The sequence below is a fragment of the Dyadobacter koreensis genome (assembly GCF_900108855.1).
In the GTDB taxonomy this organism is placed as follows: domain Bacteria; phylum Bacteroidota; class Bacteroidia; order Cytophagales; family Spirosomataceae; genus Dyadobacter; species Dyadobacter koreensis.
Genome location: NZ_FNXY01000011.1, coordinates 179,871 through 205,663 on the forward strand (window position 1 = coordinate 179,871; position 25,793 = coordinate 205,663).

The window sequence follows — 25,793 nt, forward strand, 5'->3', positions numbered from 1 at the left end:
ATAAAAACAGACGTTATCACGAGTCTCTCAATGACCTTACGCCGGCAGACATCTGTTTTGGAAGAGGTAATTTAATCTTATCAAGAAAAGATTAAAAAACAGACCTTGAAACAAAGAAGAAATCAGTATTTAAACCAAAAATTATTAGCATTATAAAACGGAAAATACTCTCCAAGCGTTTGCTCGGCTGGTTAAAAGACTTATAGTATCTCCTTTGAAAAGTCAGGTCTCAAATACAGAAAGATACCTTCATTACTTTAATGCAATGCTATTTACACACCAACCCTTGTTTTACAAAATTTTAAGCCTCAAAGAGAAATATTCTTCTAAATTGATGCAACCCCCTGTTCGCTTTATTGTGTCATGACAACCAGCAGCACATCAGATACAGTAGGATTGCCTAAATCCACAACCACTTTACCAGTGTGCCAGAAAAATTTTATCAGCTAAATTTTAAAGTATGGAACTACGTAAAATAATTTTTTCAGCACTACTGGTGAGTCTATTAATGGTTTCCTGTCATCAGGAATCGATCGATGAAAAAGAAATTCAGCCAGAAGGCAAGCTTCTGCCATCTACGATAGATTATAATGAACATTTTGGCACGCTTTCCCACCTTATCTACCGCGCTAATTTTAAATATAATGCATCGAATCAGCTGGAGTCAGTGACCGATTCCTTATTAACATCTGCGGTACCTGCATCAGGTAAGGCTTTACCTTGGGTCAATTTTTATTATCAGGATGATAGATTAACAGAGATTGTCCTGAGATCCAATGATACCCACGGGAAATATTATGATCCAAAGACGGATCCAAAATCGTCCCGTTTTTATTTTACTTATGGAATTGATTCTGTCAATACAATCCATATGGTCGGTGAGCAGCAAAAAGGTATGTTTAATTTCAAAACGGATGAGAATGGATTTCCTGTTAAGAAGAATGTGAATTATGGATCAACATTTCTGGATGGAACCGGCCACATTGACTTTGTAGCTGAAAACAAAGCAGAGAAGGCACGGAACCCACTTGGCTCACGGGAAATTCTCGAACTGACATATGACCGCAACCAGAATATTTTTTCAAACAGTAAAGAGTTTCAAATATTGGGTGTGTTGCTGGCTGCTTATAATTGTAATATAAACACAAGCCTTGTTCCTGATCTGGGCATACTTTCCTCCAACAATGAGTTAAGCAGAATCCATCGATATTGCAGCATTAAGGAAGGCTGCCGCGATACCGTGACGGATTTAAGTCAAACCTTATCTGTCAATGCCCAAGCACTTCCAACTCGTCGCCTTACGCAGGTTGGTGCAATGGGACGTTATCAATTCATTATTCAATACCGGAGAAACTAGCCACTTTCTATCAATCAAAAGTGCATTCTGTATATGAAAGCTCTTCTTACTTTGTTGGCCGTATCCGCCATCTTACTGGGTTGTAACGCAATCACAGACCCTGGGCCTGAGGATCCTTTGGTTCCTGACAGCGTCTTACAACTTGTTGAAAACAAATATGACAATCCCCAAAATATAATTTTCACCGAAATCCTTGAAAAAAGGATATGGAATGTTGAGTTTGAATCCAGAGCAAAACGATACAGCTCGATAGTAAGCCCGGACAATATCAAAGTCTCTTACTGGCTTGTTGGGCCACATACACCCGACAGCCTGAAAGCCATGATGAATACAAGTGCTGTGGAAGGCGGCACTTTTTCGAACTTTAAAGAGGAAGAATATATTTCATTCAGGAATTTCAGTTACGAAAAGGCCTACCTGGCTGACTATATCTGGAAAGAAAAATCTTATCTGTTGAAGTGGGTAGCTAGTTTCCGAGGTGGTCAAAAGCTGATTTACGACCTTGAGATGTCATCATCTATCTTACAGTTTCCCACTGCTGATCTGGTCGATTTGCCACCAGCCTTAAAGCAATACTTTCAGAAAAAGGAATTCAATTTTTTACGTGCTACTGTCTGTATCGACTCTCATTCCGAGAAATCGTATCAGGTTTGGTTAAGCAAAAACAACTATGATTTCCTGCTGATATTTGACAAAGACTGCAATTTAGTAGCTGGCTCAGACCAACCTGTCCGCATAGATGACGCCCGCGAGCTGCCGGAAAATATAAAGGCATTTATTAATAATGGCAATCAAAACAAAGATTTTGGTTTTGAGGTTAAAATTGGTGGCATTGGTATGAGTGAACTGGATGGTGTAAAAAGTTATGCTGTTACACTTCAGAAACTAAATGCACCATCAGATAACACAGATACCTGGTACATCTTATTTGATCAAAATGCAAAACCCCTACTGAGCAACTATTATTGCACGCTCCGATAGATATTTTTAAGCAGTGTGAAAGGTCAACGGACCAGAATTCAATAAGCCCCTAATGAGATTATTTAAATGGCGTCATTACGCCTCCTTGACCGAGCTTGTGGAAGGATGCCAGCGCCAAGAGCGGAGGGCGCAGAACATATTTTATGACAGGTATAAAAATAGCTTAAAAGGAGTTTGCATCAGGTATGCCAAAACAGAGGCAGAAGCAGACGATATCCTGCAGGAAGCGTTCATTAAGATTTTTAAAAGCATACAACAGGTCTCCCAGCCTGAAATGGTGGACAAATGGGTAAAGTCGGTTGTTGTCAGAACGGCTATCAACTATTACCATAGGATCACTAAAAAAGAGTTACTACATTCATCTATTGAAAGCTCTGAGGCTACAATGGATGTGAGTAATTCCTTCAGAATTATAGAGCAGTTAGATACAGCTCTTTTGCTTTCCGTTATCAGCAGCCTGCCGGATGGTTACCGGACCATTATAAACATGCATTTGATTGATGGCTATTCTCACGCAGAAATTGCTCAGATACTCTCAGTTACAGAAGGCACCTCCAAATCCCAGCTAAATCGGGGACGCACATTATTAATAAAGAAGTTACAGGATATAGGCATTGAATCTCATGAAATCACTGGAAGAAGAAGCTAATCAAGAGCTTGGAAAAAGGCTGCGCGAGAAGTTGGAAGGATACAAAGCACCGGTGAAAGACCAGGTGCGGTCAAACATTTTTGCAGGTCTTGACAGATCAACTTATCGATTTTACTGGGTCATAGGGATTGGTTCGCTTCTTTTAATAACCGGGTATTTTCTTGGTGATCGATTACTGGACCATAAATTTCATGATAAAGCAGTCTTATTTGATTCGGGCAAAACCGAGGCAGCAAGCAAGAAAGGAGATCATACCAAACCGGGTTCAGAAAGCATAGGTACTACAAAGAATCAAACCGATCGTTCATATCTGGAAAAAGAACCGATCGGAGCCATCACATCCGGGGTATTGGAAAAGAAAATGGTGATGCAAAGATCAGCGGTGGATAACGTACATAATAAAAAACGTGATGGGGATAGATCTGCTTCACGGCTAAAATTTAAATCCCTTGTTAATCCCAAAACAGATCTTTTGAACCATATAAAAGAATCTACGGAAAAAGAGGTAGTTAAATTCGATGCTGAAACCAACATAAAAAGTGAAACTGTATTAGTTAGAAGCTCTATGCCTGTTAACCTGATAGCTTCTATCAATCGGATTGCGTTTAGTAACTCTTTAAAAATACCTACGATACCACAGGTTATACAAAGCAATTTGAGGGAAGTCGTGAAAATACCGGGAATAATGGACGGAGTTAAAGCTGTTTTTTCTGCTGCCACAATGCAAACATTCCAACGGATAAACTTGAGCCAGTCTGGTTCTGAACGCATTCAAAATTTTCAGTTCACTCCTTTGTTATCGTCTAAATCTCTATCCTATAAATTTACAGCTGGCCTGGAAAAAAAACATACTCAACTTTTATTGAATTATCAGTATCTGAGAAGCTGGAATGAGTTTGAGATAGGTACTAATCAGGTGATTGCCGAGCAGACCAGCACAAATCAATACACTATGAAAAGGATTGGGGAAAAGCATATAGAAGATGACCGCTCCCATTTGATTGGAATTGGACTTCGGCAAAGTTTTATGCTCCCACAACAAATTTTGCCAAATTCCAACTTTAATTTAGGTATAGACTATACGCGTATACTGCCGATTAGCCAGGATTTGGTTTGGGGTAATCTTGGCATCTGTAAACAAATTTACCAATCAGGCAAAAACCAACTGGAGATTGGGCCTTATTTTCAATACAGCTTCGTTCAACTCAGGGTAGCAGGACAATCGTGGAAATACAGACCGTATCAATTTGGCATTTCAGTGAACTTGAAAGTAAAATGATGTTATCAAGATTGGCTATTGCGGCGACAAACTATACAGATCTTTTGCTTATAAGTCAAAAGCGAAAAATTCGTTGAAACCGACCGTGTCAATACGGTCTTGATGAAAATTCGCAGGATCAAAAGTGATGCTGAGTTTTGTCTGACGGAATAGCGTTGTGCAACAGCCGCATGAGCGTCTGAGAATGGCAGAATGTTGATGACCTGACAAAATTCTCTGGCAGATAAGACATAGCGCTTCGGTCTGATGAACTGTTCTCAAAGTTCGTTTATAAACAGGGAAAGCTGACTTTCTATTTTGGCCAGGAAAAGCTAATCCTAAGCAAGCAGAAGGAAATGGGAGATTTTTTAATATATACTTCGCGCCTAGTTCCAATACAACATCCGGCAAATAATAAACCTTATGATGGAGTCTGTCGATGTGTCGTTCCGTTTTAGAAGCAGAATATTATCTGCAGATAATGGTCAGTCGATCTAAAGAAGCTTACATCCAAACACATTACTATACGTTAGATTCAGAAAAAAGCAAATAATGCGTCCAGGGTACATCCATTTGCGACTACGCCAAGTCTTTCTGATTTGTTCTTTCATTCAAGAAAGGGACGAAAACGCTGCTAGGCTATCTGAATGAAAGAAAATGAACATGAAGTTGAAAACCGGCGCGAGTTTTTTGCAACAGATATTTCTACCGCATATGCAACCGGGACCAGCAAAAACCTGTCTAATGCTTGGGAACGACTCCATTTGCGAAAATCAATTCGTCATTCTGATAAATTCCCGTCTCACAAGTTTCAACATTTAACTTTTTGTAAAATGCACATTCATCGATTCACTATTTGCCTTATGCTGTTGGCGGCCTGGGGATGCCAGACCGACTCCGAAACGATCCTGCCCGGCGAGGCATCTTCTGCTAATGGCCCTCAGGGAGCTACCGAAATTCCCGCGACAAATCTGCGCATTAAACAAATGCTGGTCACCGGCAACAACGGAGGTCTTGGCCCCATGTTCGTAAACACTTATTTTACTTACGCAAAGGGGCGGGAGCTGGAAAACGTGACCATTCCGACGGACACTTACGCTGGCCTGAACACCCGTTTGTATACCTACGACGAGCAGGGCCGCATCACTGTCAGCAGGTCTCTGCGCGAAAATCCCACTAATAACGGAATCAGAGGTTACCAGACGAATTATCATTATACCGACAGCACGATCGTCCAAACAGATTTTCAGGTGGATATCGAAGGAAACTTATCAGTCAACCCTCAGGCACCGAATTATAAGGTCACTTACCGTCTGAATAACGAAGGACTTGTTTATGAAGAATTTGAGGAAGGGACTATCATCTGGGGAAGTGAAACCACTGAACTTCGCAGGCATACGTACGAAAATGGAAATATTGTTAAAACAACAACACTGGATGCATTTGGACAGGTGGTTAGTACCTTCTATTATGAATATGATAATAAAGTTAATCCGTTTTACAAGTGGTCACACATGTATAGCCCAACACTTACTTGCAGCCGTAATAATGTCATTGGCTGGCGGACCGGTAAAAGTGAGCCTCAGCGGAACGAATACACTTATAATGAGCACGGGCTACCGCTAACTAAAAAAAATGTTACGCAAGGAGCAGTACTTACTTATGATTACGAAACGTTTGAGAATTAGTTATTAACACATAATTCAAAATAAAATGCCGTCCAGAATAATCGGGATGGCATTTTATTTCATTGATGGACATATTTATTTCTTCATGATGCAATTGCAACCTTTTCACATCCCAAAGCCTAAATAAACGCACGTCGATCCGCCTCCATGTTATGTCGCTAGTCTTTTCTTGCATTTTGAATCAGTTAAAATTGTGTATGGATAGCTTAAGCCAAGGACTTAATCATGCTTGAAGTGGAGAATTCGGAGCCACTGATCACCCCAATTTGAAAATTGAGGGCAGGCTGTTTGGATTGGAATTGACCAGTGTAAGTAAATAATTATTAATTATTTATCATACGGTGAGTAATAGTCTTTTTATGGTCAATCTGCCACGTAATCATATGCTTAACTCGTCCGAATTCTCCACATTTATCACCTATTCTTTATAAACCCTTTAACACTAACTCCAGCGTATTTTAAAATCTGTAAAGTGTAGGTTGGCTTTTTATTTTGAACATCTCTCTAATTTCATCGGTACTCCGGCTGTTCTTTTTATAAATATCTTTGACTTCCGGAGCAATTTTACGGCAACGCTCGCTTAAGGCTTCCGGTCTGCCTACGGATCTGCCCCGCGCACGAGCTGATTCCAGACCTGCTTTTGTTCGTTCCCTAATGATGTTTCGCTCAGCACACTCGTAAATTGAAAAAACAGATTACCGGTTGTTTTCCTGGAATCAATAGACTCAGATAGTGATTTAAGATTTATTCCTTTATTTTTCAATCAACTCGATGAGCTTAATGGTACTTCTTCCAAGCCGAAACGCGCGCGCGTTTCAGGCTTTTTACGTCGGTTCGGCACGGGGCACAATATCAAAAGTGAAACCCGATGCTAAGCCGAAATTCTCTTGGCGCAAATGGGGTATAAGCGAAAAGGCCAGCAGGCCTGGTCCAGCTGCTTCCGTAATTAAAACGGTTTGAAATATTGTTAACCAATCCCTGGATAAACAAGTGGCTATTGGCCCAGCCTATTCCTGCGTCCGCACGAAACAAATTGGCAATTGGGCTCTGGATATCCTGCGGATACCTACCATTTCGTCCTGCCTGAAACTGATAGCCCGCCGAAACTGAAAATCCGCTGACTTTTTTAAAAGGCAGCCTGTAATGAAGCCAGCTGTTTTGAATATGTTTTACAAGAAAAGGCGATGCGATGCCCACCAGGCGCTCGTCGGCATCCCGGGAGATATAGGAATCCGTGTAAGCATAATTGATAACCAGATTCATCCCGGTAAAAACTTCACCTTTCAGATCAACTTCAATGCCCTTTGATTTGGTCTGACCGATCTGCGATATAACATTGCGGTTGACTGGATCGCTGACAAGAATATTGTCCCGAGTAATGTCGTATACCGACAGTGTAGTGCTTAATTTTCCTGCACGCCAGTCTTTTTTAAGACCTGCCTCAAGGTTATTACCCTTTAGGGGCTTGAAAATCCCACCGCTTGTATTCAAGCCGCTTTGCGGCGTGAATGTTTGATCGAAAAGGCCATAAAAGTAGAAGTTTTTTCGTATCTGGTAGTTAAGGCCGATTCGGGGAGTCAAGACTGCATCGGACACACTGGTTTGTCTGGGTTTTAAAATGCTGCTTTTTGAAGCGGTAAACCGGCCAGCCAGCGATAGGCGTAACCTGCCACCAGCCAGGGCAAGTTCATCCTGCAGGTATGCCGAAAAATACCGGATCCGGTGCTGATTGGTAGCAATATCGGAAAGCTTCCCTTCTTTTTTCTGGGCACTTATGGGGATTCCATAGACTGGGTTTGACAGGTCAAGAAGATAGACTGTAGTACCAGCGGCCGGATCATTGTAACCTGCATACCCCAGAAAGTTTTTACGGTTATAGTCAAGGCTGGAAAGAATACGGTGCTCAATTCGCCCGGTTTTAAAGCTGCCGTTTACAAAGGCCTGAGCTGCCAGCACGCCGGAATTGAATTTTTCATATGTGAGCCGCCTGGGCAGAAGGTTAGGTTTTGCAGGATTATACGAAGAAACCAGAAAGTAATTTCCATCCATATGGTTTTGGGCGCCGCTGGCCTTCGCAGTAAGTGCCCAGTGGCTGCTCATTTGCAGGCGGTAGGTGAGAAAGTAATTGCTTTCCCGCGCGCGGGCAGGAATTTTATTTGGATCACTGATGCTGAAAGAGCGTGGCAGTGAAGCGAAGCCATCCGGCGAGAAGACCGTGGCCAGATACTGCTGAAAGCTTTGCCGGTTGTATTGGTATTCGGCAGTAAGGGTGGATCTGCTATTAATTTGGTAACGGATTACAGGCTGGGCGATGAGTTTGTCCTGAAAGGCAAATTTTTGGAAGGACTTTGCTTTTTGCGCGGCCAGGTTTAGTCTGAAGAGCCATTTTTTGCTTTTATCCAGGTTCCCGTCGAAATCACCGCTTAACCGGTATTGATTAAAGCTGCCGGCCGTCAAGCGGATCTGATTACGGCGAGTGCCCGTGGGACTTTTAGTGACTATATTATATAAGCCTGCAGGATCACCGATGGGACTAAGAAAACCCGCCGGTCCTTTGACAAATTCGATCCGCTCGATGATAGCCGCATCTTCGGGCATCGGCCCGTAATAGGACATTCCCAGATCGATTCCGTTTCGAAGCGTTCCGATCGCAGCTCCCCGCATCATGATCATTGGCCCATACAAATCTGCAACATTACTACGGGTCGCGCCGCTTACGTTCCGGGTCAGGCTTTCGTTTACATTGATGGCCTGCTGGTCACTGATCAGGGTTTTGTCAATTTCCTGAATGTTCTGCGGCACCTGCAGCAGTTTCTGCGCCAGTTTTAGGCTTGCCGAAATACTATCAGTGTGGTAATGGTTAAGACTGGTACTGATTGTCACTTCGCGAAGATTCCTGCCTGCGCTTTCTTGCTGTTCATTGCTTAAATCGTCTTGCGCCAGTACGCTTTTGGAAAGCATTACAGTCACTGCCAGTGGTAAAAGTAATTTCATTAATTGTATAAGGGTAAGTTTAAGTGAGTCAAATCCTTGCGACCGAAACATATAGATGCAAGGCAATGTTTTTTGCAAAAGTAATAAACGATCCGGCCGGATCGGGCATATTCTTTACATAGGGTGGTAAATACATCCCGGGTGATGATTAACTGGCTTTTAATCTTGTTGTATCTCGTTGTTTTGACAACAAATAAGTTTTCTGGTAGTTTAGAAGGATCAGAGTTTTTCCTTTGGTTGCCCGGATGATTTATGATGATCCGCTCATGCGCACAAAATGTATCCCAAAAAGGCCTGATAACCAATTGTATCATAGTTATAGTCGGTCTGCGATTCAGAGGAATTTTTTGAAAGTGACTTTAGCCTTGTTTTCCGTCTTTAAGGTTTTTTTTAGGAAAATTACATATGTATTAGCGTTGTGTTTTTTGATCCAGGATTTATGTCGCGCCAACACAACAGGTCCGAAGTGAATAGCATTATCCAGCGGACCGGGATTAAACCAACGGTTTCAACAGAAAAAGCACAGCGGCAATGCCGCTGCCCTTTTCGTAAAATCCCTCGCTTATGATTAGTTCGTGTGTATAGTAATTGGACGCGGCCTTCCCTGAAACGTCACGCCAGTACTGAGAAATTTTTTCAGGAATTCATGTAATGGACTGACGTACTTATATTTGGCTGAAGTCATCTGCGATCTAAACACTTGATAAATCAGATCGATGGTGCCGCGATACCGAAAAAATATATAAATCATTCTGTTTACTTTGTTTTTCATGTGGCATTATAATATAGGGGCATGCGAGAAAATTTAGGTCATATACCTTCCTCGCTTGAAATTCGTGTGCAAGGCAGCAAATACCTGCTGCTGCGTTTTAGAAGATGATGAAAAGAAGATAGCTCGACTTCGAAGGGATAGTAAGCATGCCTCGGGTTCGGCGCGTGAAAAATATGGCAAGCTCTAGGAAATTTAACTTATTATGCTGCAATGGAATACATCGAAGGTTTAATTTTGGGGAAAATCGCTACGCATTGGTCTTTGGAATATCTCGCGGTGCCGTCAAGACTTGATTATCAAATCTGGTTCTTGGCCTTTAAGCAATAAGCTGAATTTCATGAGCCGGCGCGGTTTGGTATAAACCGGTTATACACCTACTTGAAAAATACGCACCGCTCACCTCAGTATTTGACGCTGCTGTAAAATATCTGTTTTGACGCGGATCAGCTCGATGCACATCACGTTATTTCAGATATGAAGGCCTATATTCACTGGAAAAATTTTGAAAGCCTTTTAGACGCCCTTTTTTTGAAAAGGATGCCCTGAAGGCGGCTAAATACCCAACGGTGGGCTTTGCAAAGTAATTCCGGATTTTTATAGAGCCGGCTGCAAGAGCTGTTTAATCCTTGGCAAAAAGAATGAGTTCGCGTTTGATAATCGATTAAAGAACATAGGGTAATTGTTCGGCTAAGGGATCGAGCCTTACAATTATTTGGAAATGTCGTTAATGAAGAGTAGATCTTTTACCAATAATGCCAGAGCTTATAATTTTAAGCGCCACCTCAGCCGGCCCTTTCTTTTTTATCACCTGAAATGATACACCTCCAATGATAATAAAAGGCCTGATTTAAAGGGTTTGATTCTTGCTTTTTCGGGGGGAGTATTTTCTCTTGATTTTACAGTGTATGAGTTGATCTGCGGATGCGGTCAGGAAAGCTGCACAACCAGAAGGCAAGATTCGTATTTGCGATCCGTATAGGCCGAATCAATTCTAACACAGTGCCAACAAAGTTCGACGTTGTATTCTGTTCAAACGAACTAGATTTGCTCAGTGCAATCTAATTCTGGATAACCCTGTATTCATATGATTTTTCTTTCAGATAGTGCCTACACCAAAGACCAAAAACATACCCGGCAAAAAGCAAATGCCAAACTGTGAAGCTGGCCAGACATCGACGCCCTTAATGATGTGCCTTTCTTTGGCATCGCGTGAATATACCATGGACTATATCGTAATACCCTGAGGTAGTAACAGCTGCGTTTGACAGAACTGCGTACCCTACCTGAATCGTATCGGATTTAATGACTATGCCCATGAAAAAATATGGCCCGGTAAAAAGCTTAGAGGACAAAAAAGCCCCAAGACTCCTGGAGCTGGATGCATTACGCGGACTTGCCGCTTTGGGTGTATTGCTTTTTCATTACAGTTACAATCAACCGGGAATTAAGCCTGACGCACAGTTCCGGGCCGGTGCGGCAAGCGTGGATTTATTTTTTATGATTAGTGGTTTTGTAACCCTCTTTAGCACAAAGTACAGCATGCGGCCAAAAGATTACCTGCTCAACCGCTTTTCAAGGCTTTTTCCAACTTATTGGTTGTGTGTTGGTTGTACGAGTGTAGTAATGGTTTTCAACGAGCCAGCCAGGTTTGATCTCTTGAACAGTTTGGCTAACATGAGTATGCTGCAGACCTTTATGGGCGTTGAAGACCTGGATGGTTCTTACTGGACCCTGCAGATTGAGCTCCTTTTCTATGTTTGGATTTTGAGTATGTGTTATTTAGGCATAATTAAAAATATTGAAAGGGCCGGATTAGTTACCCTGGTAGGAATTGTGTTGTTTCACATGATGCGCCACTCATATCCTGGGGTTTACAGCTTTGTTCAGCATAAGTTTTCGATCACCAACCACTTTCCACTCTTTTTGTCAGGGATACTGTTTTACCAAATCCATCAAAAAGGGTACTCATTTAAATATTCGTTTTTGCTTCTGATGTCTCTGGGCGCTGCCCTGTATTGTCACGACAAGGGAGGCAGAACGATGTATTTGCTATCTTTTGAACAGCACGCGCTAATCATTGTAACATTTCACCTAATTTTCGCTCTGATGCTCAAAGGGAAATTGGCTTTCCTGAAAGAGTCATGGCTGATTTCTCTTGGGCACATTTCTTACAGTCTTTACCTTCTGCATCAATATATCGGTCTATCTATCATCCGTTTGCTGCGTTCTGGCACGGTTATTCCGGTGTGGCTTGCAATCCTATTGGCGTCAGGCTGCATAGTCTTTCTGGCTTATTTGGTGACAGTCTATGTGGAAGTGCCCATTTTGAAACTACTCCGCTACCGGCTTCGAAGTCCGATACGCGCCGACCTTTCACCTAATAATATTAAACCCGAAATAGGTGAGCTGTTGTAATGTACCTGGATTTTGCGTTCCGTAAATAATTAACAATGATTGGTTTACTTCTTTTTTTTTCGGCAGTATGAATGGCCAAAAGGACACTTACCGGTCCCTAAATGATTACGGTCAGCGTTCCCTGTTCTAACTTAAACTTTAATCGTGTGAAGCAATTTGTTTTACCTAACTTTATACTGTGCGATTAACTGCTTTTAAGAAATTGGCACATGCGAGTTTTGTTATGGTCTTCCAATTTGACCGACTTGTATTTAAAATCTCAGTTACCGATGGAGGTTGTATAGCTACCGTTAACTAAAAAAGTTCTGATTCCCTTGCATTTTAAGTGAAATCTACGTCACGATAAAAATGTAGAGCATTAGAATTCATTCGATTTTTGTAGTTTTTTCTCTACTGATAATTTTCAAATTATCCTGTAGTTTTCAAAGTAATAATATTTAGGTTTGCATAAAGGACAATTATGCAAATGAAACCAGTGGATTAAACCCGGAAAACGTAATTGGCAAATTCGACAGCCTTTTTGTCGTTTTTCTAACGGTTCATTGAATAGTGAAGCACTACTGTTCCATACGATACGTTAACCCTCATTCATACATATTGGAAACCTTTTACCACCACAAAAATGCATAACTCAATTTTTTTTCAGATGGAATCCGGCATTAGATGCTACGGGTCGCCAAATTTGAAATCTTCGTCTTTTCTGCTCGATCAGGCGGTCATTGCTCCACCTAAATCCCAAATGTTCGTTTTGGAAAATGCATAGCGTTAGCGGTGCCTATTGATGGACTAAGAAACTTTCCATACAATTCTTTTTCAGGGATTCCAGGGTCTGGCCTAATTGTTGTTAAGCCGGTTTGCCGTGGATACAGAAAACCCATGTTAGTACAAAAATGTTATGTATCGAATCAGTCAGAAAGCCTTTTTTGATATGAGATATGGCTGTACGCAAGGTTTTTGTAATTTTCTTTTGACCGTGGCAGGTTCAGAGAAATGGGAAATTTCGATTTATCCGAAATTTCGGTTTGATAACTATTTACATCGAGTCAACATTGAGCAGCATGAACTTTGAAATGTTTTATAAAGTGAAAGTTTTTTTTCTGAGGCACAAACAAATAGTTTTCCGTGGACTGCTGGTCGCCATCGCAATGCCACTGCTGGTATTGCCTTCAAGAATTGAAAGGCCCGAATTTGAGACGTCCTACAATTTGGTAGGCTCGGAAATTGCCATATTTTTGGCTGGTCTTGGCATGTGGACGGTAAGTGTTCTGCTACTGGCCAAAAAGAGTAAATCCCGGATTGTCCGGATCATGATTTGTGTAGTAGTATGTATGGGACTGTCGACACTCATTTACGAGCTATCACCCTTTGAGGATTATCCTATCTATGCTTTAAAGAGCAGAGAATGGACGTACCGCGTTACGCGTATGATGCTCAGAGGGTTATTCATGGCTGGTTTTGTGATTCCAGCCTATTATTACTTTGAAAACCGGGATCGGCGTAAGAAGGCGCTGCTGGACATCGAGCGCTTAAAGCAAGAGAATCTTGCTATCCAGCTCACGGCCCTTCGGCAACAAATCAATCCTCATTTTCTTTTCAATGCGCTGAACGTTTTAAAATCCGGTGCACAGGAGCCGTGGGTTAAAAATTATGTGATCAAACTTTCAGATATTTACCGGTATATCCTTACACATCAGAATAATCGGAATTTGGTCGGCGTGTCAACTGAGCTCGAATTCATTGAAGCCTATAATTTCGTGCTGCAGGAGCGCTTCGGTGAAGCGCTCGTAATTGAAACGGATCTGGCCTATGAGGTTGAAGATAAGCAGATCCCAATCCTGGCTTTGCAGGTATTGGTAGAGAATGCAGTGAAACATAATATTGTATCGGTCAAAAAACCACTGAGAATACAGATTTATAATGATGAAGACTACATCACGGTCAGAAACAATCTTCAGCCCAGAAAAAGAGGATGGGAACAGACCGAAAGTCTGGGAACAGGCCTTCTTAACCTGCAGGATCGCTACGAATTACTTAGCCAAATGGGCATCTCGGTAAGCGAAGATGCAAACTATTTTACCGTGAAAATCCCGATGATTTATGATAAATGTGTTGTTGCTTGAAGATGAATTCCGGGCTGCTCAGGAAACAAAATACCTTTTGGAGTCCATCAGTACGCAGATACGTGTATGCGCCACACTTCAAACCGTGCAGGAAGCCATAAAGTGGTTCAGCAAAAACGAGATGCCGCATCTGATCCTGTCCGATATACAGCTCGGTGATGGCTTGTGTTTTGATATATTCAGACAGGTGCAAATCACCGCGCCTATCATCTTTTGCACTGCGTACGATGAGTTTGCGCTTAAAGCCTTTGAAAACAACGGGATCGATTATATTCTAAAACCGGTAAAAATGGAAAATCTTGAGAAAAGTTTCAGCAAGCTTCAGCAGTACAGCAGGCTTTGGTCTTTGCCTGAACATGCAAACCGCTTCAATAATATGCTCCAGTCGTTTAGACCTGTATACAAAACGGTGCTTTCCGTTTACCAGGGCGACAGGATAGTTCCCATACCGGTTGCTGAGATTAATTTTGTATATACCAACAAGAGTGTCTGGGTGTACAGACAGCAGCAAGCCTTCGAGATCAGGACAACCTTGGAACGGTTAGCTGATCAGCTAGACCCTGACCTTTTTTACCGTGCGAACCGGCAATTCATAATTGCTAAACACGACATTGAAGCAGTGAAATACATTGATGCGCGAAAACTGGAAGTGGTATTGAAATCACATACTCCGGAAAAGATTATTATCAGTAAATCAAAGTCATCTCATTTTATCAAGTGGCTTAAGTAAGTCAATAAGAAAAAAGTAGGGCCCGTTGCGGAATGCAGCGCTGGCCCTACTTTCTTGTATCCTATTGCCTGTGTAAAACATTTACCCAAGATCGGCTTCGAGGAAAGGATTAGTACTTATGTGTGTATACGTTTATGATTTTAATAAGTTATTCCGCACATACTGTTTAGATTTCAATTTGAAACGGCTCAATCTTTTTTATTAGCTCGATCACATTTTTTACCTGGACCTTTTCCAGAATGCGGGCTTTATGTGTACTAACCGTGGAAATTTTCAGATCAAGGTCATGAGCGATCTGTTTGGTCCACTTTCCAAGCATGAGCTGTGAGAGTATCTGCTTCTCCCGGGAGGTGAGTAGCTCGATGGGGTTATTGATAACAGCAGTATTATTGACAAAATTATCAACAATCTTTTGCTGCACTTCTTTTTTGATGTATTTTTTATTGTTTAATACCAGGTCCACAGCTGTTTCAAATTCGCTGATGGATGCGTCCTTATGTAGGTAGCCATTTGCACCTCCGGCCATGTAAACCGGGGCGTTACTCATCTCATCCCTGCCACTGTAGATTAGAATTCGAGCTTCGTTTTGAAGGGTCCTGAGAATGGAAATCATTTCAATACCCTCTCCTTCGGGAATGCTCAGATCCAATATTACCAGATCCATCCAGTGTGAGCGGAGCATTTCCTTGGCTTCTTTAAAAGTCCCAACTGGGTAGATCCTGCATTGGTTAATCATTCTAAGCAGATTACTTTCTATGGCTAATCGAATCATTGGATGATCGTCGACGATCAATATATTTTTCATAGAATTTGTGGTTGGTTCGTATTGCAAAATTACACCGGTGAGAAAACCTATCCTAGTTATCAATGCCCGTCTTACTTTCGATTTTGCCCGTTTTGTCTTGTAACCTTCTAAAAACAAGTAGGCATTGTCCTAGTTTTGCCGATGAATAAGGTGGAGGATGCCCTTGAATAACTTCGATGCCTGTTCATAGAATTTTAATGCCAATTCTCAATGGCCATTTTTTAAAGCGGCGTTTTCTGACGGTGGTAAGGTGAGGTGCAACTTTCTAAGGCAGATATCTCTAATCTTTAAACGCAGCACTTAAAGAAAGTAGAATACGGGTTTGTTATACTGATCAGCATTTTAATTAATACCTTAATATAGTTATTGTTATGATACAAAAATACACCTTCGCCCTTTTTTGCTTGCTTTTAAATGTTTATGCTCCCTTAAAGCTGAGCATGACCTTAAAAAATCAGATATTATTTACCAACAGACTGCTTGTAGATAGGCAGTCGAAAATGTGGCATAATTCAGGTGAGTCGGGCCAAAATCAGCAAGGCGCTCTGAACATACGAAGGATTGGGCCCCATCTTTTGGCAGAGATTCCTTTGGGTTTGACTGGTTTTAAAAAGCTAAAACGTTTTTTTAACTTGACTGTTCAACAAGGCAGGACCGGGTATGTGTGCCTATCCGGCGAGCAGGAAGTGCTTGGTTTGTCTGGGCTTGCTTCCCAGCCTTTGGCGGCTGAAAATGATAACTCGATACCTTACCATAAAGGTTACGGTCAGTTGCTTGCAATCCGCAGACCATGGAGCAGGTACGGCTGGACCTATTTTTGGACAGGTATTTGCCTTCTTTTATTGCTGTGGGCAGGAGCCTGGCTGTACGGGGACTTTGAAAAAAGAAGATACAGTAACTGGCAGGCCCGGCAGCAGATCGAAAACCTGAAACATGCCATTCAGGCTCTTCATACCGTTAAGGGCCGCCTCGAACAAAAGCTATGGATACAATCGCATCTTCTTGCTTCTATTTCTCATGATATCAGAACCCCGATAGGTTTTGTGAGCCTAAGTGCCAAAGAGATCAAATTGTTGGTAGACACTGGCCAAAAGGAAGCTGCCGCGGAGTTTGCAGAAATGATTGCTCTGAGCTCCGATGAAATCATCGCGCATGTGCAGCATATGACAGCTTTTATCAAAATCAGCTTGCACGAGGATCAAATCCGATTTTCAGATGTTGTCCTCAGGGAACTGTTGCTGCAAAAAAAGAAGCTCTTTGAGCAGGCTATACGCTTTCAAAAAGCTGCACTGTCTATTGAGATTGAAACTGATTTGACGGTTAGAACCAATCCTGAGCTTCTGGGAGTACTGATCCATAACCTGATCGATAATGCACTGAAAGTCAAACAAGGGAACGAAATTAAAATCCTTTCCAGGACTATTTCAGGCAAGCTTCATCTTTTTATCCGTGATAGCGGCCCGGGCATGTCAACGTCTTTGATAAAGTGGTTATGTGATGATCCGCTCCAAAGAGGGTTCTCCAAGGGGGAAGAGCCCAACGTAGGGCTGGGCCTTATCATGGTCAAAGAGATCTCGCGGGTTCTGAGCATTAAAGTTCGGGCTCAAAATGATTCCGGCGCAAATATTTGCCTGATCTTTGAAGGGTGATAATGGCAAATTCAACGCTGTTTGGTCCATTAAAGTGCCCCTTTGTTCTTGAAAGGAGAGTAGGCCTTCACAGCAAAACACATCCGGTTTTTCCGATCACAGAATTGTTTATCCCGTACCTATCCCGTTGATATTGTGTATGTTTATCGAATTTATCCTGCTGCTGATCTCGACAAAATTCGATAATATTAACCACTTTAAAATTCTACATTTGTATCATAGTCCTGCAAATTAGTACGACAAGTGGTAATGCATTACCGGTACAGGTTTTAGCACCGTTCGGGGACGGCTGCTGCAAACAACGCACTATACACACACTACAAACCGGTAACGCTAGGTAGTTCATTCTGCTTTGGACATGGTTCCAAAGCAGATTGTTTTTTACAGAGTGCTGGCATCCTTTAAGAAAATCCTACGTATCAGAAATAAGCTTGCATGACTTTGCCATTTAAGTTTTGTTGATGGTTGTTATTCAGGAAGATTAACCTTGTAATACTGTATTATAAAAAAGGGAAAGTTCCATTGTCAATATTGCGTCATGACAATGAAACTTTTGAATGTAACTGGCGTGTAGAGAAACTCCTGGATGTGTTTTGATATTAAAAAAAAGTCAGATTAAAAATCGAAAAGAAAACAGCACCATCATCAGAAAGGAAATTCTGAAAACGCATCTAGGAGTTCTGTAACACTTTTTACATTTAGTTTTCTGAAAATATTGTGCTTTATGGAGCTTACCGTGGAAGCTTTCCGGCCCAGCATGGCTGAAATCTGGGAGGTTTTCATCCCTTGGGCGATATAGCTCGCTATTTCAATTTCTCTGCGCGTCAAAATAGGTCTCCGCTTCGGTGTTTTCTCTCCATAATTATGGCTCAACGAGTCTAGCAGATGCTCAGTTAGTATAGGCGATAAGTATTTCTTTTGATTTAAAATGGTCTCTATACAAGGTATCATTTCTTCAGCAGTATTTTGACGGAGTATATAACCACTTATCCCTATACGAAAATAGGAGATGGTCAGGTTCCGCATTAAATGTTCGTCATAAATAATCAATGGAAGGTCAGGATTTAATTTTTTTAATTGACGGGCAACTGCCAGGCATTTCTCCTCATCGTTGGAATTATTTCCCAGGATGATCATATCCGGCGTGTGATGACCAAATAATATGTTATACTCCTGAACATTGTTTGCTTCAAGCAGCATGACATCTTGATAATAATTGTTTAAAAGAATAGAAAGGCCAAGACGTGAAATCATAAAGTTGTCGATTAATCCAATAGTAAGCATAATAAGAAAGGTTAGTAGCCAGCGTCGGCTGTCAGCAAAAGTTATTGTTAGTTTGAAGATGATTCCAGGTAGCTTTCTGTTGTTTTTAGTCTTGTAAGCCAAAGTAAGCTCACAAACTGTGGTCAAATAGTTTTAAATAAGGGGTTTTATCAATTTCTTTTTTGCTTGAAACACTCTTTAGTTCGGTGCAGGAAAAAGTATCACGCAGGTGGATTACACTTGCCAGAAATTACAGGCAATTACCGGTATCGTATCGTTGTAATCGAGAGTTCAACTCCGTAAAGAACCGATCACCTGCCTATCCGAATTTAACAGATAAGTTTTTGAAGTGCTGGTGCCTCCCCTTGAAGAGGCATCCTTCCAGCATAAACGTTGTGTAAAGGAGAAGATAATATCCGTTAAATTCAGTCTGCTCAGCAGAGGTGGGTTGTCTATACAAAAGTTATATCAATATTCGGATCAAATGCCGCTAAATGCTTTATCCGCGTTATTCACTAAGATTGCCCTACCTGGACTTACCAGAAAAAAGCTGCGAAGACGCGGCAAGTAGGCTGAGTTATGTCTGACAGCGGCCGGGGAATTTAACGCCGTTCTTAGACTGAATGTCAAACTTTCTATTTTATAGTGTGTATGCATCGCAATGATGTTTTGGTAAATCGGTGCCGAACTATATTCCAGATCCGAGCAACTTAAAGTATTCTCCGCAAAAATAGCAATAGGGGAAAGATATATGTTCGTATTACTGCATCGTGTTTTATCGAATAAATTCGCTTTTCTGAATAAACCATGTAAGCAGTTTTTTGAACACTGTTCCTTAAGTTATCTTTATCATTTGCAGTAACTGTCATTAACAAAAAGCCCTAGTCATGAATGTGTTAATCATCGAAGATCATCCCATTGTAGCTTTCACACTTTCGAGGATCGTTAGGCAGCGTATCGCTAATGCTGAGATAATTCTGGCAGAGTTGTTCTTGGAGGGATTGTCGCTCATGAAGCAAGGTATGGATGTTGGACTTGTGATTCTGGACGTTAATCTGCCTGATACGGAGTTACACCACATGGTCGCTGCTTTGAGAGATATTCAGCAAAATGTGCCGATACTGGTTTTTACCGGAAACGAGCAGCATACAACAGCGCTTGGATTTTTGAATGCCGGAGTGAACGGATACCTGACAAAGAACCAACCTATCCGCGAGGTTGGTATTGCTATCCAGGCCGTTTTAAGCGGGCAGCGGTATATTACCCCAGACGTAAAGAAGATATTTGGTACTGAATTTTTTGCTTTTTTGGGGCTAAACCATGCACCGTTAAAAATTGAGCTTTCGCCCCGGGAAAAAGAGGTGCTTGCAATGCTTTTGGACGGAAAGGCTACCAAACAGATTTCTCTGGATCTGAATCTGAAACTTACCACAGTGAGCGCACACAAGACAAGGATTTTTGATAAATTTCAGGTCAACAACATTATCGAGCTATATAAAAAAATAAAGTTGAACTGAATTTTATTGTGTGAGAAAATAACAATTTGGGTCCTTATATGTTTAATGTTAAGGGGAGTCAGCGGCAAAGCTGACTCCCCTTCATCATTAAACCACTAGATAAAAAGTTTAGCTGGTTGTTAATACAGGATACTACGGTATTTAAGGTAAGTAGGTAATATTTAAACTGGACTGATACACATTGGCATTGGTTGTACTGCTGAATGAAAAGTGTGCATAGATAAGATCCCCAACATTGTAATAGGCGGTTTCAACCAGTGACCGTACACCTCTGTTTCCTGTCCGAAAAGATTCGCTCGATACAGGCCCCAGTTTTCCTCTAAGCATCAAATCAACACGGCCGCCGGTAGCATTGGTACTGATGCTGAACGACGAAACAAGCTCCGCAGGGTAATACCTGGCAACCGGTAGCACATAAGCCTTATTTAAAGCATCCCAGTTGATGGCGTAGGCCGCCACAGGAGTCATTGGTACCCGTGAATCAACGCCGCCATTTGCATCAGCTACCAGCACTGCTCCGGCTGTATGATTTCCGATAAACACCGTAGAGGGTACCTTTGCTTCGCTGAAACTGCGCCAGCTGGCATTTCCGCTCGCGTCCGAAGTCAGCACCTTGTCTGTGCCCTGTGTTCCGTCCTGAATCCTGACCTGGCCGTTGGTTTTGTTTACAATGTTCTTGTTACCGTTAACAGCTTCTATCTCCATGGCACTATTGGTTTCTATGGAAGTAGGATTCGCACCAATTTTGACATGTGCAAATGATATATTTTTAATCCCGACTGTGATCGGTAGGAGAGCGGCTAATCTGAACGAGTTTATTTTCATATAACGTTATAAATAAATCTAAAATGAAATGTATTTAAAAGGAATGAACCAGTGTTATCGATGCCAGTAAACCGCTGACAGCTTCTGATTGTAGTGTTTCAGGAGTTTAGGGAATGTAGGTAATGTTCAAATTGCTGCCATAAATATGGCTGGTTCCCATAGAGCTGGACCACATGTGGGCATATACCTGGTCTCCTGCATTGTAATAGGCGGTCTCCATCAGTGTTTTTACACCGGGTGAAGCTGTTGTGAATGGTTCGTTTACAGAAGGACTTAATTTGGTTCGCAGCATCATGATTGCCGAGCCATCGGCAGCCGAGGAAGTGCTGCACCGTGATACAAATTCTGTTTTGTAATAGCCGGCTACCGGTACTGTCCATGCCTTTGTCGCCGCGTTCCAGTTGGCTGCATAGCCTGGGGCAGGTACGACGGGGGCCCTGGAAGTAACCGCGCCATTACCCGCGGCAGTAACCACAGTTAGCACATCAGAGTTTCCTACAAAAACGACGGTAGGTACCTTGACTTCAGACAGGTTTTTCCAGTTTGCGTTTCCGTCGGCATCAGAAGTGAGGACTTTACCAACTCCCTGCGTGCCATCCAGAATGGTAACCTGCCCATTATTTTTATCGATGCTAAACTTGTTCCCGTTGGTAGCTTCTATTTCTAGTGCACTATTGGCGCCGAGTGCAGTGGGATTCGCTCCGATTTTTACCTGGGCAATTGCAAAATTAACCCTACGCCAGCAACAATAGAGATAAGAATAAAATTTTATTAAAAAAGAATTTCATAGCACGTCCTGAGATTTTGAATTGAACGAATGGGTTGAGTTTATTTGAATAGACATATTGCGCTGAATAGTCTACGCTTCAACAGAAATATGCAGCCGCGCATACTTCTGTTGAAGCGTAGACACACTACTGCGCTTACACTCTTGTTAAATGTTCTGTATATGAATTGATTTCTAACATACCCAAGTATATTAATGTCAAAAGAGCATGGATTAAAGCTCTTGAGATATCAACTATTTTATTGTATTTCCTCCAAAAACACAGACACCGCAGATGCTGCAGCAAATATCCCTCCATTTGCAGGCATATTGCCATTCGCAACTAGTGAATATCTGTATAATTTTTGTGAATTGTAAAGAGCGATATTACCATTTGCAAAATCTCGAAGATCAGCATTGGCCCCAGCCGAAGTGGTCACCCAAGTATCTTGAGCTGCTTGCAAATTATTGTTATAGACAGTACAAGGATTACAACCACCACCACCGTAAATTAATGTGGTATAACCTACAAAAGACCCTCCGGCAGTACTTACTTTTATTTGTAACTGCCCCCCAGTAGCTGATGTGGGAAGATATCGTACACAAAGATCTCCAAGACAAACTGTGGTTTCATTGACTGTATTTGCACTGATAGGAGATGACTTAGCAACCGCATAGGCTAATGCCTTGCTACCTCCCAGCGTTGCTTGGATGGCAGCCCAGCTTTGTCCGTTCCAGGTATACATGGTGTTGGCCGTAACTTTTGTAGCACCTGTTCCAGCATTGGCCGTATTATAGACTAGTAACCCTACAGCCGGCGAGGGAATAGTTGTAATATCAGTGGTACTTGTCAGGGCTATTCGCGGCGGCAGAAAACCTTTATTTGTAGTTTCTATTTCCAAAGCAGCAGAAGGATTAATAAAAGTAGGATTATTACCCACTTTTACCTGTGCATTAGAAATACCAACAGCTCCGAATAAAAAGGCTGCAGCGATGATTGATTTTTTAAATATGGATTTCATGATATTTTATTGATTAATTTTGAAACAAAATAAATAGACAATGGGATAATTTGCCGGCAATACTACTTTTTATGGCGCATTGAGCTTAGCTCGTTAAGCCTCTTCTTCTTATTCACTGACTCGAATCAGTTGCTCATTTTATAAAAGCTGACGGCCATTGGATACGGTGCCAAAACATTGTTAGCGGATGCAGTTGTGATTCTTAAAGTATAGTTCACACCGGCATTGAGCCTGAATAGCCCGGAAATCGTAGCTGTTCCTCCCGCCAGTATTGCACCACTTGGTCCGGTTGTCCTCGAGCATACAGATTGAGCACTTTGACCATCAGCATAAAAGAAAAGGCACACATCATTTTGGGTAGTATTCGCCTGCGTTGCTCCCGTCACCGAAGCTGACATAAAGTATACTCCTGCTGCTGAAGGTGATGTAATTGAAACTACACCGGTAGCAGGTGTGTAGGTTATCCCTCCGTTTACCAGGGAAGTATTATGGTTTATTGCAATGGTAGGATTAGAAGGTACGTTTGTATAAGTCCAGAAGTCACCTTCAAACCTCAAATGAGGAGCCGAGGGAACTGCATTATTAGATATGGTTATCACCTTTCCGGTTGGATCAACACCTATTGCTTTATCAGCAGTGTTGGTCGAAGCTGGAGTATTTTCTATTGTAAAAGTTCCGTCTGTTTTATCAATATAGACTTTTTGACCACCACCGGCTTCCACCTCAAGGTTTCGGTTGGCACCAATAGTCGTAGGACTAGAGCCAATTTTCACTTGTGCGTTTGAAAGATGGGAAGCTCCGAATAAAAAAGCTGCAACGATGATTGATTTTTTAAATATAGATTTCATGATATAGTCTGATTAAGAATAAATGTTTTTTGAATTAAAAAGAACGCCCTGGGAAACCATATTTCTTTCCGGAGGTACGGATGCTACATCCTTAGAAACCTGCCATTTATGTTGTGTTACAGGAAGATATTGCTGCTGCATTGTCGATGTAGATAGCTTGTCTGCCTTGTAAAAATTTGTCAGAATAGCTTTTGCAGCAAAATTAACTGATGGATGTTTTCCGCTTTGCCTGGGTAAGTCAGCAATTCGGGTATCACCCTGAAGAACGGCCCCGTTGAGCAGTCTGACTTTCGTACTGTCGGACACATGCAGTTTTCCGGCTGACAGATCAAGAATGCCGGACTGTACACTCAATGAATGGTTTACCCTTAATTCGCCTTCCAGCCTTAATATGCCATGGGTAATAATTTCAAGGTTGTTTACCTCGCTATGGTCTGATATAATCTTGCTCTGGCTTTCACCCTGTACTACAAGATTCCCTTTACCTAGTACATGCGCCTGGTTCAGGTATACATTGCCATGAATACTAAGAGATGTGTTATTCGCAATAAAAAGGGTGTCGAATATGCTAATCCCGGTCGTCTCCGGCCCATCGGCACCAAAACAGGTGGTCAATACAGCACACCAGCCCAACACAGCACCATAAATCATACGTCTGAGTAAAGTATGTGCCATAGAATAGATTTGATGTGAGGTAGGTATCTTGTAATAATGTGTGCATGATGATTAAATCACTTGGAATAATCCTGAGAAAGCACTGCCTGACTAGCGCAGGCTTTCCCAAGATTATGAAACAGATTTATCGTAGTATAATAAACCTTTTTTATGCTATTCAAACCCTTCTTTTTTCTGTATGAACAGAGTATAATGCTGGTATCAGATTGCAGACGCTTATGCCTTGAAGTATATAAAGCATTAATACATGGATTTACGCATCTATACATATTTATAATACTAGCAAAGTATACACCAATGCAAAGGCGATAAGGTTTGAAAGCGCATCCAGGTAACCTTGTATCGGGGTAGTAACTTTCCAGAGATACGTCGGAAAGGTGCTATGACCGAAATTATCATTTTTATTTTCCTACAACAATCTTCTGAGAAGACGTAAGTCCGTTTGAGCGGTTAACGCGTACCAAGTATATACCTGAGGCCAGATTGCGTACGCTGATCTCTCCGGTGTTGCTTACACCCGATTCAATAACTGCTCTTCCGTTCATATCATAGATCAAAACTTTTGTTACCTGGCTAAAATCGCGGATTTTTAATACATCCACCGTTGGGTTTGGATAGACTGACAGGTCGCCTTCGGTTAGTCCTGCAAATTTTGCACTTTGAATACGGCTGTAAGCAAAGGTCTGGTCTTTGTCTACCATTTTCAGGCGGTACAGGTTTTCTCCATTTAATGGATTTCCGTGATTGAATGTATAATTTTTTAGTGAAGAACTTTCACCACTTGAAGCGACCTGACCTATCTTTGCCCATTCTTTACCGCTTACGCTATGCTGGATCTCAAAATAATCGCTGTTGGTTTCCTCGGTGGTGGCCCATTTAAGTTGTGCAGTTTGTCCTTCTTTTTGAACAGTAAAAGAAACCAGCGTTACAGGCAGTACAGTATTGGTATAAAACGATACCGCATCATCAACTGCTTCGCTCGCCAGCAAATCGCCTGGAGGTGTCAGGTTGGCAATGAAACCTGTATTATTGGATGCGCTGACTTGAATAGTAGGCAGATTTGTAATATTAATTTCAAGAGGGATATCAGCTGGCATAGTCACATCTTTTGAAGACCCTCTGTAGCTGTTTAGAACGGGATCGTACGTCCAGTTAAAAAGATCAGCACCAGGACCCGTAGGCAGGTTCGCTGCACTACCTTGTAAATTGCTGAGTGATATAGAAATAGTTGCGTAACTGATACCCAGGTCATCACTGCTCAAAGGCTGATCCAGGATTTCTGCAATGACTTTGAAACTGATATTGCTAGCTCCGGGATAAACCCCTGGCGAAGGATTAACCGTAGCGGTTTGTAAGGCCATATCAATTGCTTGCGCGTTGGCTTTGAAAGCCACTGATGCAAACAAAAAGGCTGTCAGAAAAATGGTTAGAACGTTTTTCATGATAATATATTATTTGG

The 25,793-nt window shown here is 41.8% G+C and carries 19 protein-coding genes; 10 read left to right on the top strand and 9 right to left on the bottom strand.

Annotated features, from left to right (window positions below):
- Nucleotides 1-460: 460 nt before the first annotated feature.
- The 5 genes from BMY70_RS29300 to BMY70_RS29320 all read left to right on the top strand — a co-directional run bounded on the left by BMY70_RS29300 (nt 461) and on the right by BMY70_RS29320 (nt 5,933).
- A complete protein-coding gene (locus BMY70_RS29300) occupies nt 461-1,357 on the top strand; it encodes a hypothetical protein (RefSeq protein WP_143072170.1) in 897 nt (298 codons plus the stop codon).
- A 33-nt stretch (nt 1,358-1,390) separates the two neighbouring features.
- The gene (locus BMY70_RS29305) at nt 1,391-2,338 is read left to right on the top strand and encodes a hypothetical protein (protein WP_090341818.1); all 948 of its coding nucleotides are present in this window, start codon (nt 1,391-1,393) and stop codon (nt 2,336-2,338) included.
- Between the two features lie 52 nt (nt 2,339-2,390).
- Complete coding sequence (locus tag BMY70_RS29310; RefSeq protein ID WP_090341820.1) at nt 2,391-2,987, top strand: RNA polymerase sigma factor; 597 nt, start codon at nt 2,391-2,393, stop codon at nt 2,985-2,987.
- The gene (locus BMY70_RS29315; RefSeq protein WP_090341823.1) at nt 2,962-4,266 is read left to right on the top strand and encodes a hypothetical protein; all 1,305 of its coding nucleotides are present in this window, start codon (nt 2,962-2,964) and stop codon (nt 4,264-4,266) included. The genes BMY70_RS29310 and BMY70_RS29315 overlap by 26 nt, the downstream gene beginning before the upstream one ends.
- Before the next feature lie 812 nt (nt 4,267-5,078).
- Complete coding sequence (locus BMY70_RS29320) at nt 5,079-5,933, top strand: hypothetical protein (protein ID WP_143072171.1); 855 nt, start codon at nt 5,079-5,081, stop codon at nt 5,931-5,933.
- 852 nt (nt 5,934-6,785) lie between these two features.
- Here the strand turns inward: BMY70_RS29320 and BMY70_RS29325 are convergent.
- A complete protein-coding gene (locus tag BMY70_RS29325) occupies nt 6,786-8,927 on the bottom strand; it encodes a TonB-dependent siderophore receptor (RefSeq protein ID WP_177197161.1) in 2,142 nt (713 codons plus the stop codon).
- Between the two features lie 2,086 nt (nt 8,928-11,013).
- On the opposite strand from BMY70_RS29325, the gene BMY70_RS29335 reads away from it, so the two are divergent.
- The 3 genes from BMY70_RS29335 (at nt 11,014) to BMY70_RS29345 (ending at nt 14,964) form a co-directional block, all read left to right on the top strand.
- Nucleotides 11,014-12,114, top strand: a complete 1,101-nt coding sequence (locus tag BMY70_RS29335) for an acyltransferase family protein (RefSeq protein ID WP_177197162.1) — start codon at nt 11,014-11,016, stop codon at nt 12,112-12,114.
- A gap of 1,058 nt (nt 12,115-13,172) precedes the next feature.
- A complete protein-coding gene (locus tag BMY70_RS29340; RefSeq protein WP_090341838.1) occupies nt 13,173-14,234 on the top strand; it encodes a sensor histidine kinase in 1,062 nt (353 codons plus the stop codon).
- On the top strand, nt 14,212-14,964 hold the full coding sequence (locus BMY70_RS29345; RefSeq protein WP_090341841.1) for a LytR/AlgR family response regulator transcription factor: 753 nt from the start codon (nt 14,212-14,214) through the stop codon (nt 14,962-14,964). Before BMY70_RS29340 ends, BMY70_RS29345 begins: the two co-directional genes overlap by 23 nt.
- 166 nt (nt 14,965-15,130) lie before the next feature.
- Here the strand turns inward: BMY70_RS29345 and BMY70_RS29350 are convergent, their stop codons facing one another.
- Nucleotides 15,131-15,769 (bottom strand): response regulator, encoded by a 639-nt coding sequence (locus tag BMY70_RS29350; RefSeq protein ID WP_090341843.1) that lies wholly within the window; start codon nt 15,767-15,769, stop codon nt 15,131-15,133.
- Nucleotides 15,770-16,140: 371 nt separating this feature from the next.
- Here BMY70_RS29350 and BMY70_RS29355 point away from each other — a divergent pair, with 371 nt between their 5' ends.
- Nucleotides 16,141-17,418, top strand: a complete 1,278-nt coding sequence (locus BMY70_RS29355) for a sensor histidine kinase (RefSeq protein WP_090341846.1) — start codon at nt 16,141-16,143, stop codon at nt 17,416-17,418.
- A 645-nt stretch (nt 17,419-18,063) separates the two neighbouring features.
- Here the strand turns inward: BMY70_RS29355 and BMY70_RS29360 are convergent.
- Nucleotides 18,064-18,672, bottom strand: coding sequence for a response regulator transcription factor (locus tag BMY70_RS29360; RefSeq protein WP_177197163.1), 609 nt, complete (start codon nt 18,670-18,672; stop codon nt 18,064-18,066).
- An 896-nt stretch (nt 18,673-19,568) separates the two neighbouring features.
- Between BMY70_RS29360 and BMY70_RS29365 the strand changes: the two genes are divergently transcribed.
- Nucleotides 19,569-20,198, top strand: coding sequence for a response regulator transcription factor (locus BMY70_RS29365; RefSeq protein WP_090341850.1), 630 nt, complete (start codon nt 19,569-19,571; stop codon nt 20,196-20,198).
- 141 nt (nt 20,199-20,339) lie between these two features.
- Here the strand turns inward: BMY70_RS29365 and BMY70_RS29370 are convergent, their stop codons facing one another.
- The 6 genes from BMY70_RS29370 to BMY70_RS29395 all read right to left on the bottom strand — a co-directional run bounded on the left by BMY70_RS29370 (nt 20,340) and on the right by BMY70_RS29395 (nt 25,776).
- Nucleotides 20,340-21,023: a hypothetical protein gene (locus BMY70_RS29370; protein ID WP_090341852.1), complete on the bottom strand. Its 684-nt coding sequence runs from the start codon at nt 21,021-21,023 to the stop codon at nt 20,340-20,342.
- 106 nt (nt 21,024-21,129) lie between these two features.
- Nucleotides 21,130-21,498 carry a hypothetical protein gene (locus BMY70_RS29375; RefSeq protein ID WP_090341854.1) on the bottom strand — a complete coding sequence of 123 codons (369 nt, stop codon included), beginning with the start codon at nt 21,496-21,498 and terminating at the stop codon, nt 21,130-21,132.
- Between the two features lie 551 nt (nt 21,499-22,049).
- A complete protein-coding gene (locus BMY70_RS29380) occupies nt 22,050-22,811 on the bottom strand; it encodes a phage tail-like protein (RefSeq protein WP_090341856.1) in 762 nt (253 codons plus the stop codon).
- Between the two features lie 125 nt (nt 22,812-22,936).
- Nucleotides 22,937-23,659, bottom strand: coding sequence for a complement C1q domain-containing protein (locus tag BMY70_RS29385; RefSeq protein WP_090341857.1), 723 nt, complete (start codon nt 23,657-23,659; stop codon nt 22,937-22,939).
- A gap of 12 nt (nt 23,660-23,671) precedes the next feature.
- Nucleotides 23,672-24,334, bottom strand: a complete 663-nt coding sequence (locus tag BMY70_RS29390; protein WP_143072173.1) for a hypothetical protein — start codon at nt 24,332-24,334, stop codon at nt 23,672-23,674.
- A gap of 401 nt (nt 24,335-24,735) precedes the next feature.
- Nucleotides 24,736-25,776 carry a T9SS type A sorting domain-containing protein gene (locus tag BMY70_RS29395; protein ID WP_090341864.1) on the bottom strand — a complete coding sequence of 347 codons (1,041 nt, stop codon included), beginning with the start codon at nt 25,774-25,776 and terminating at the stop codon, nt 24,736-24,738.
- Nucleotides 25,777-25,793: the final 17 nt, after the last annotated feature.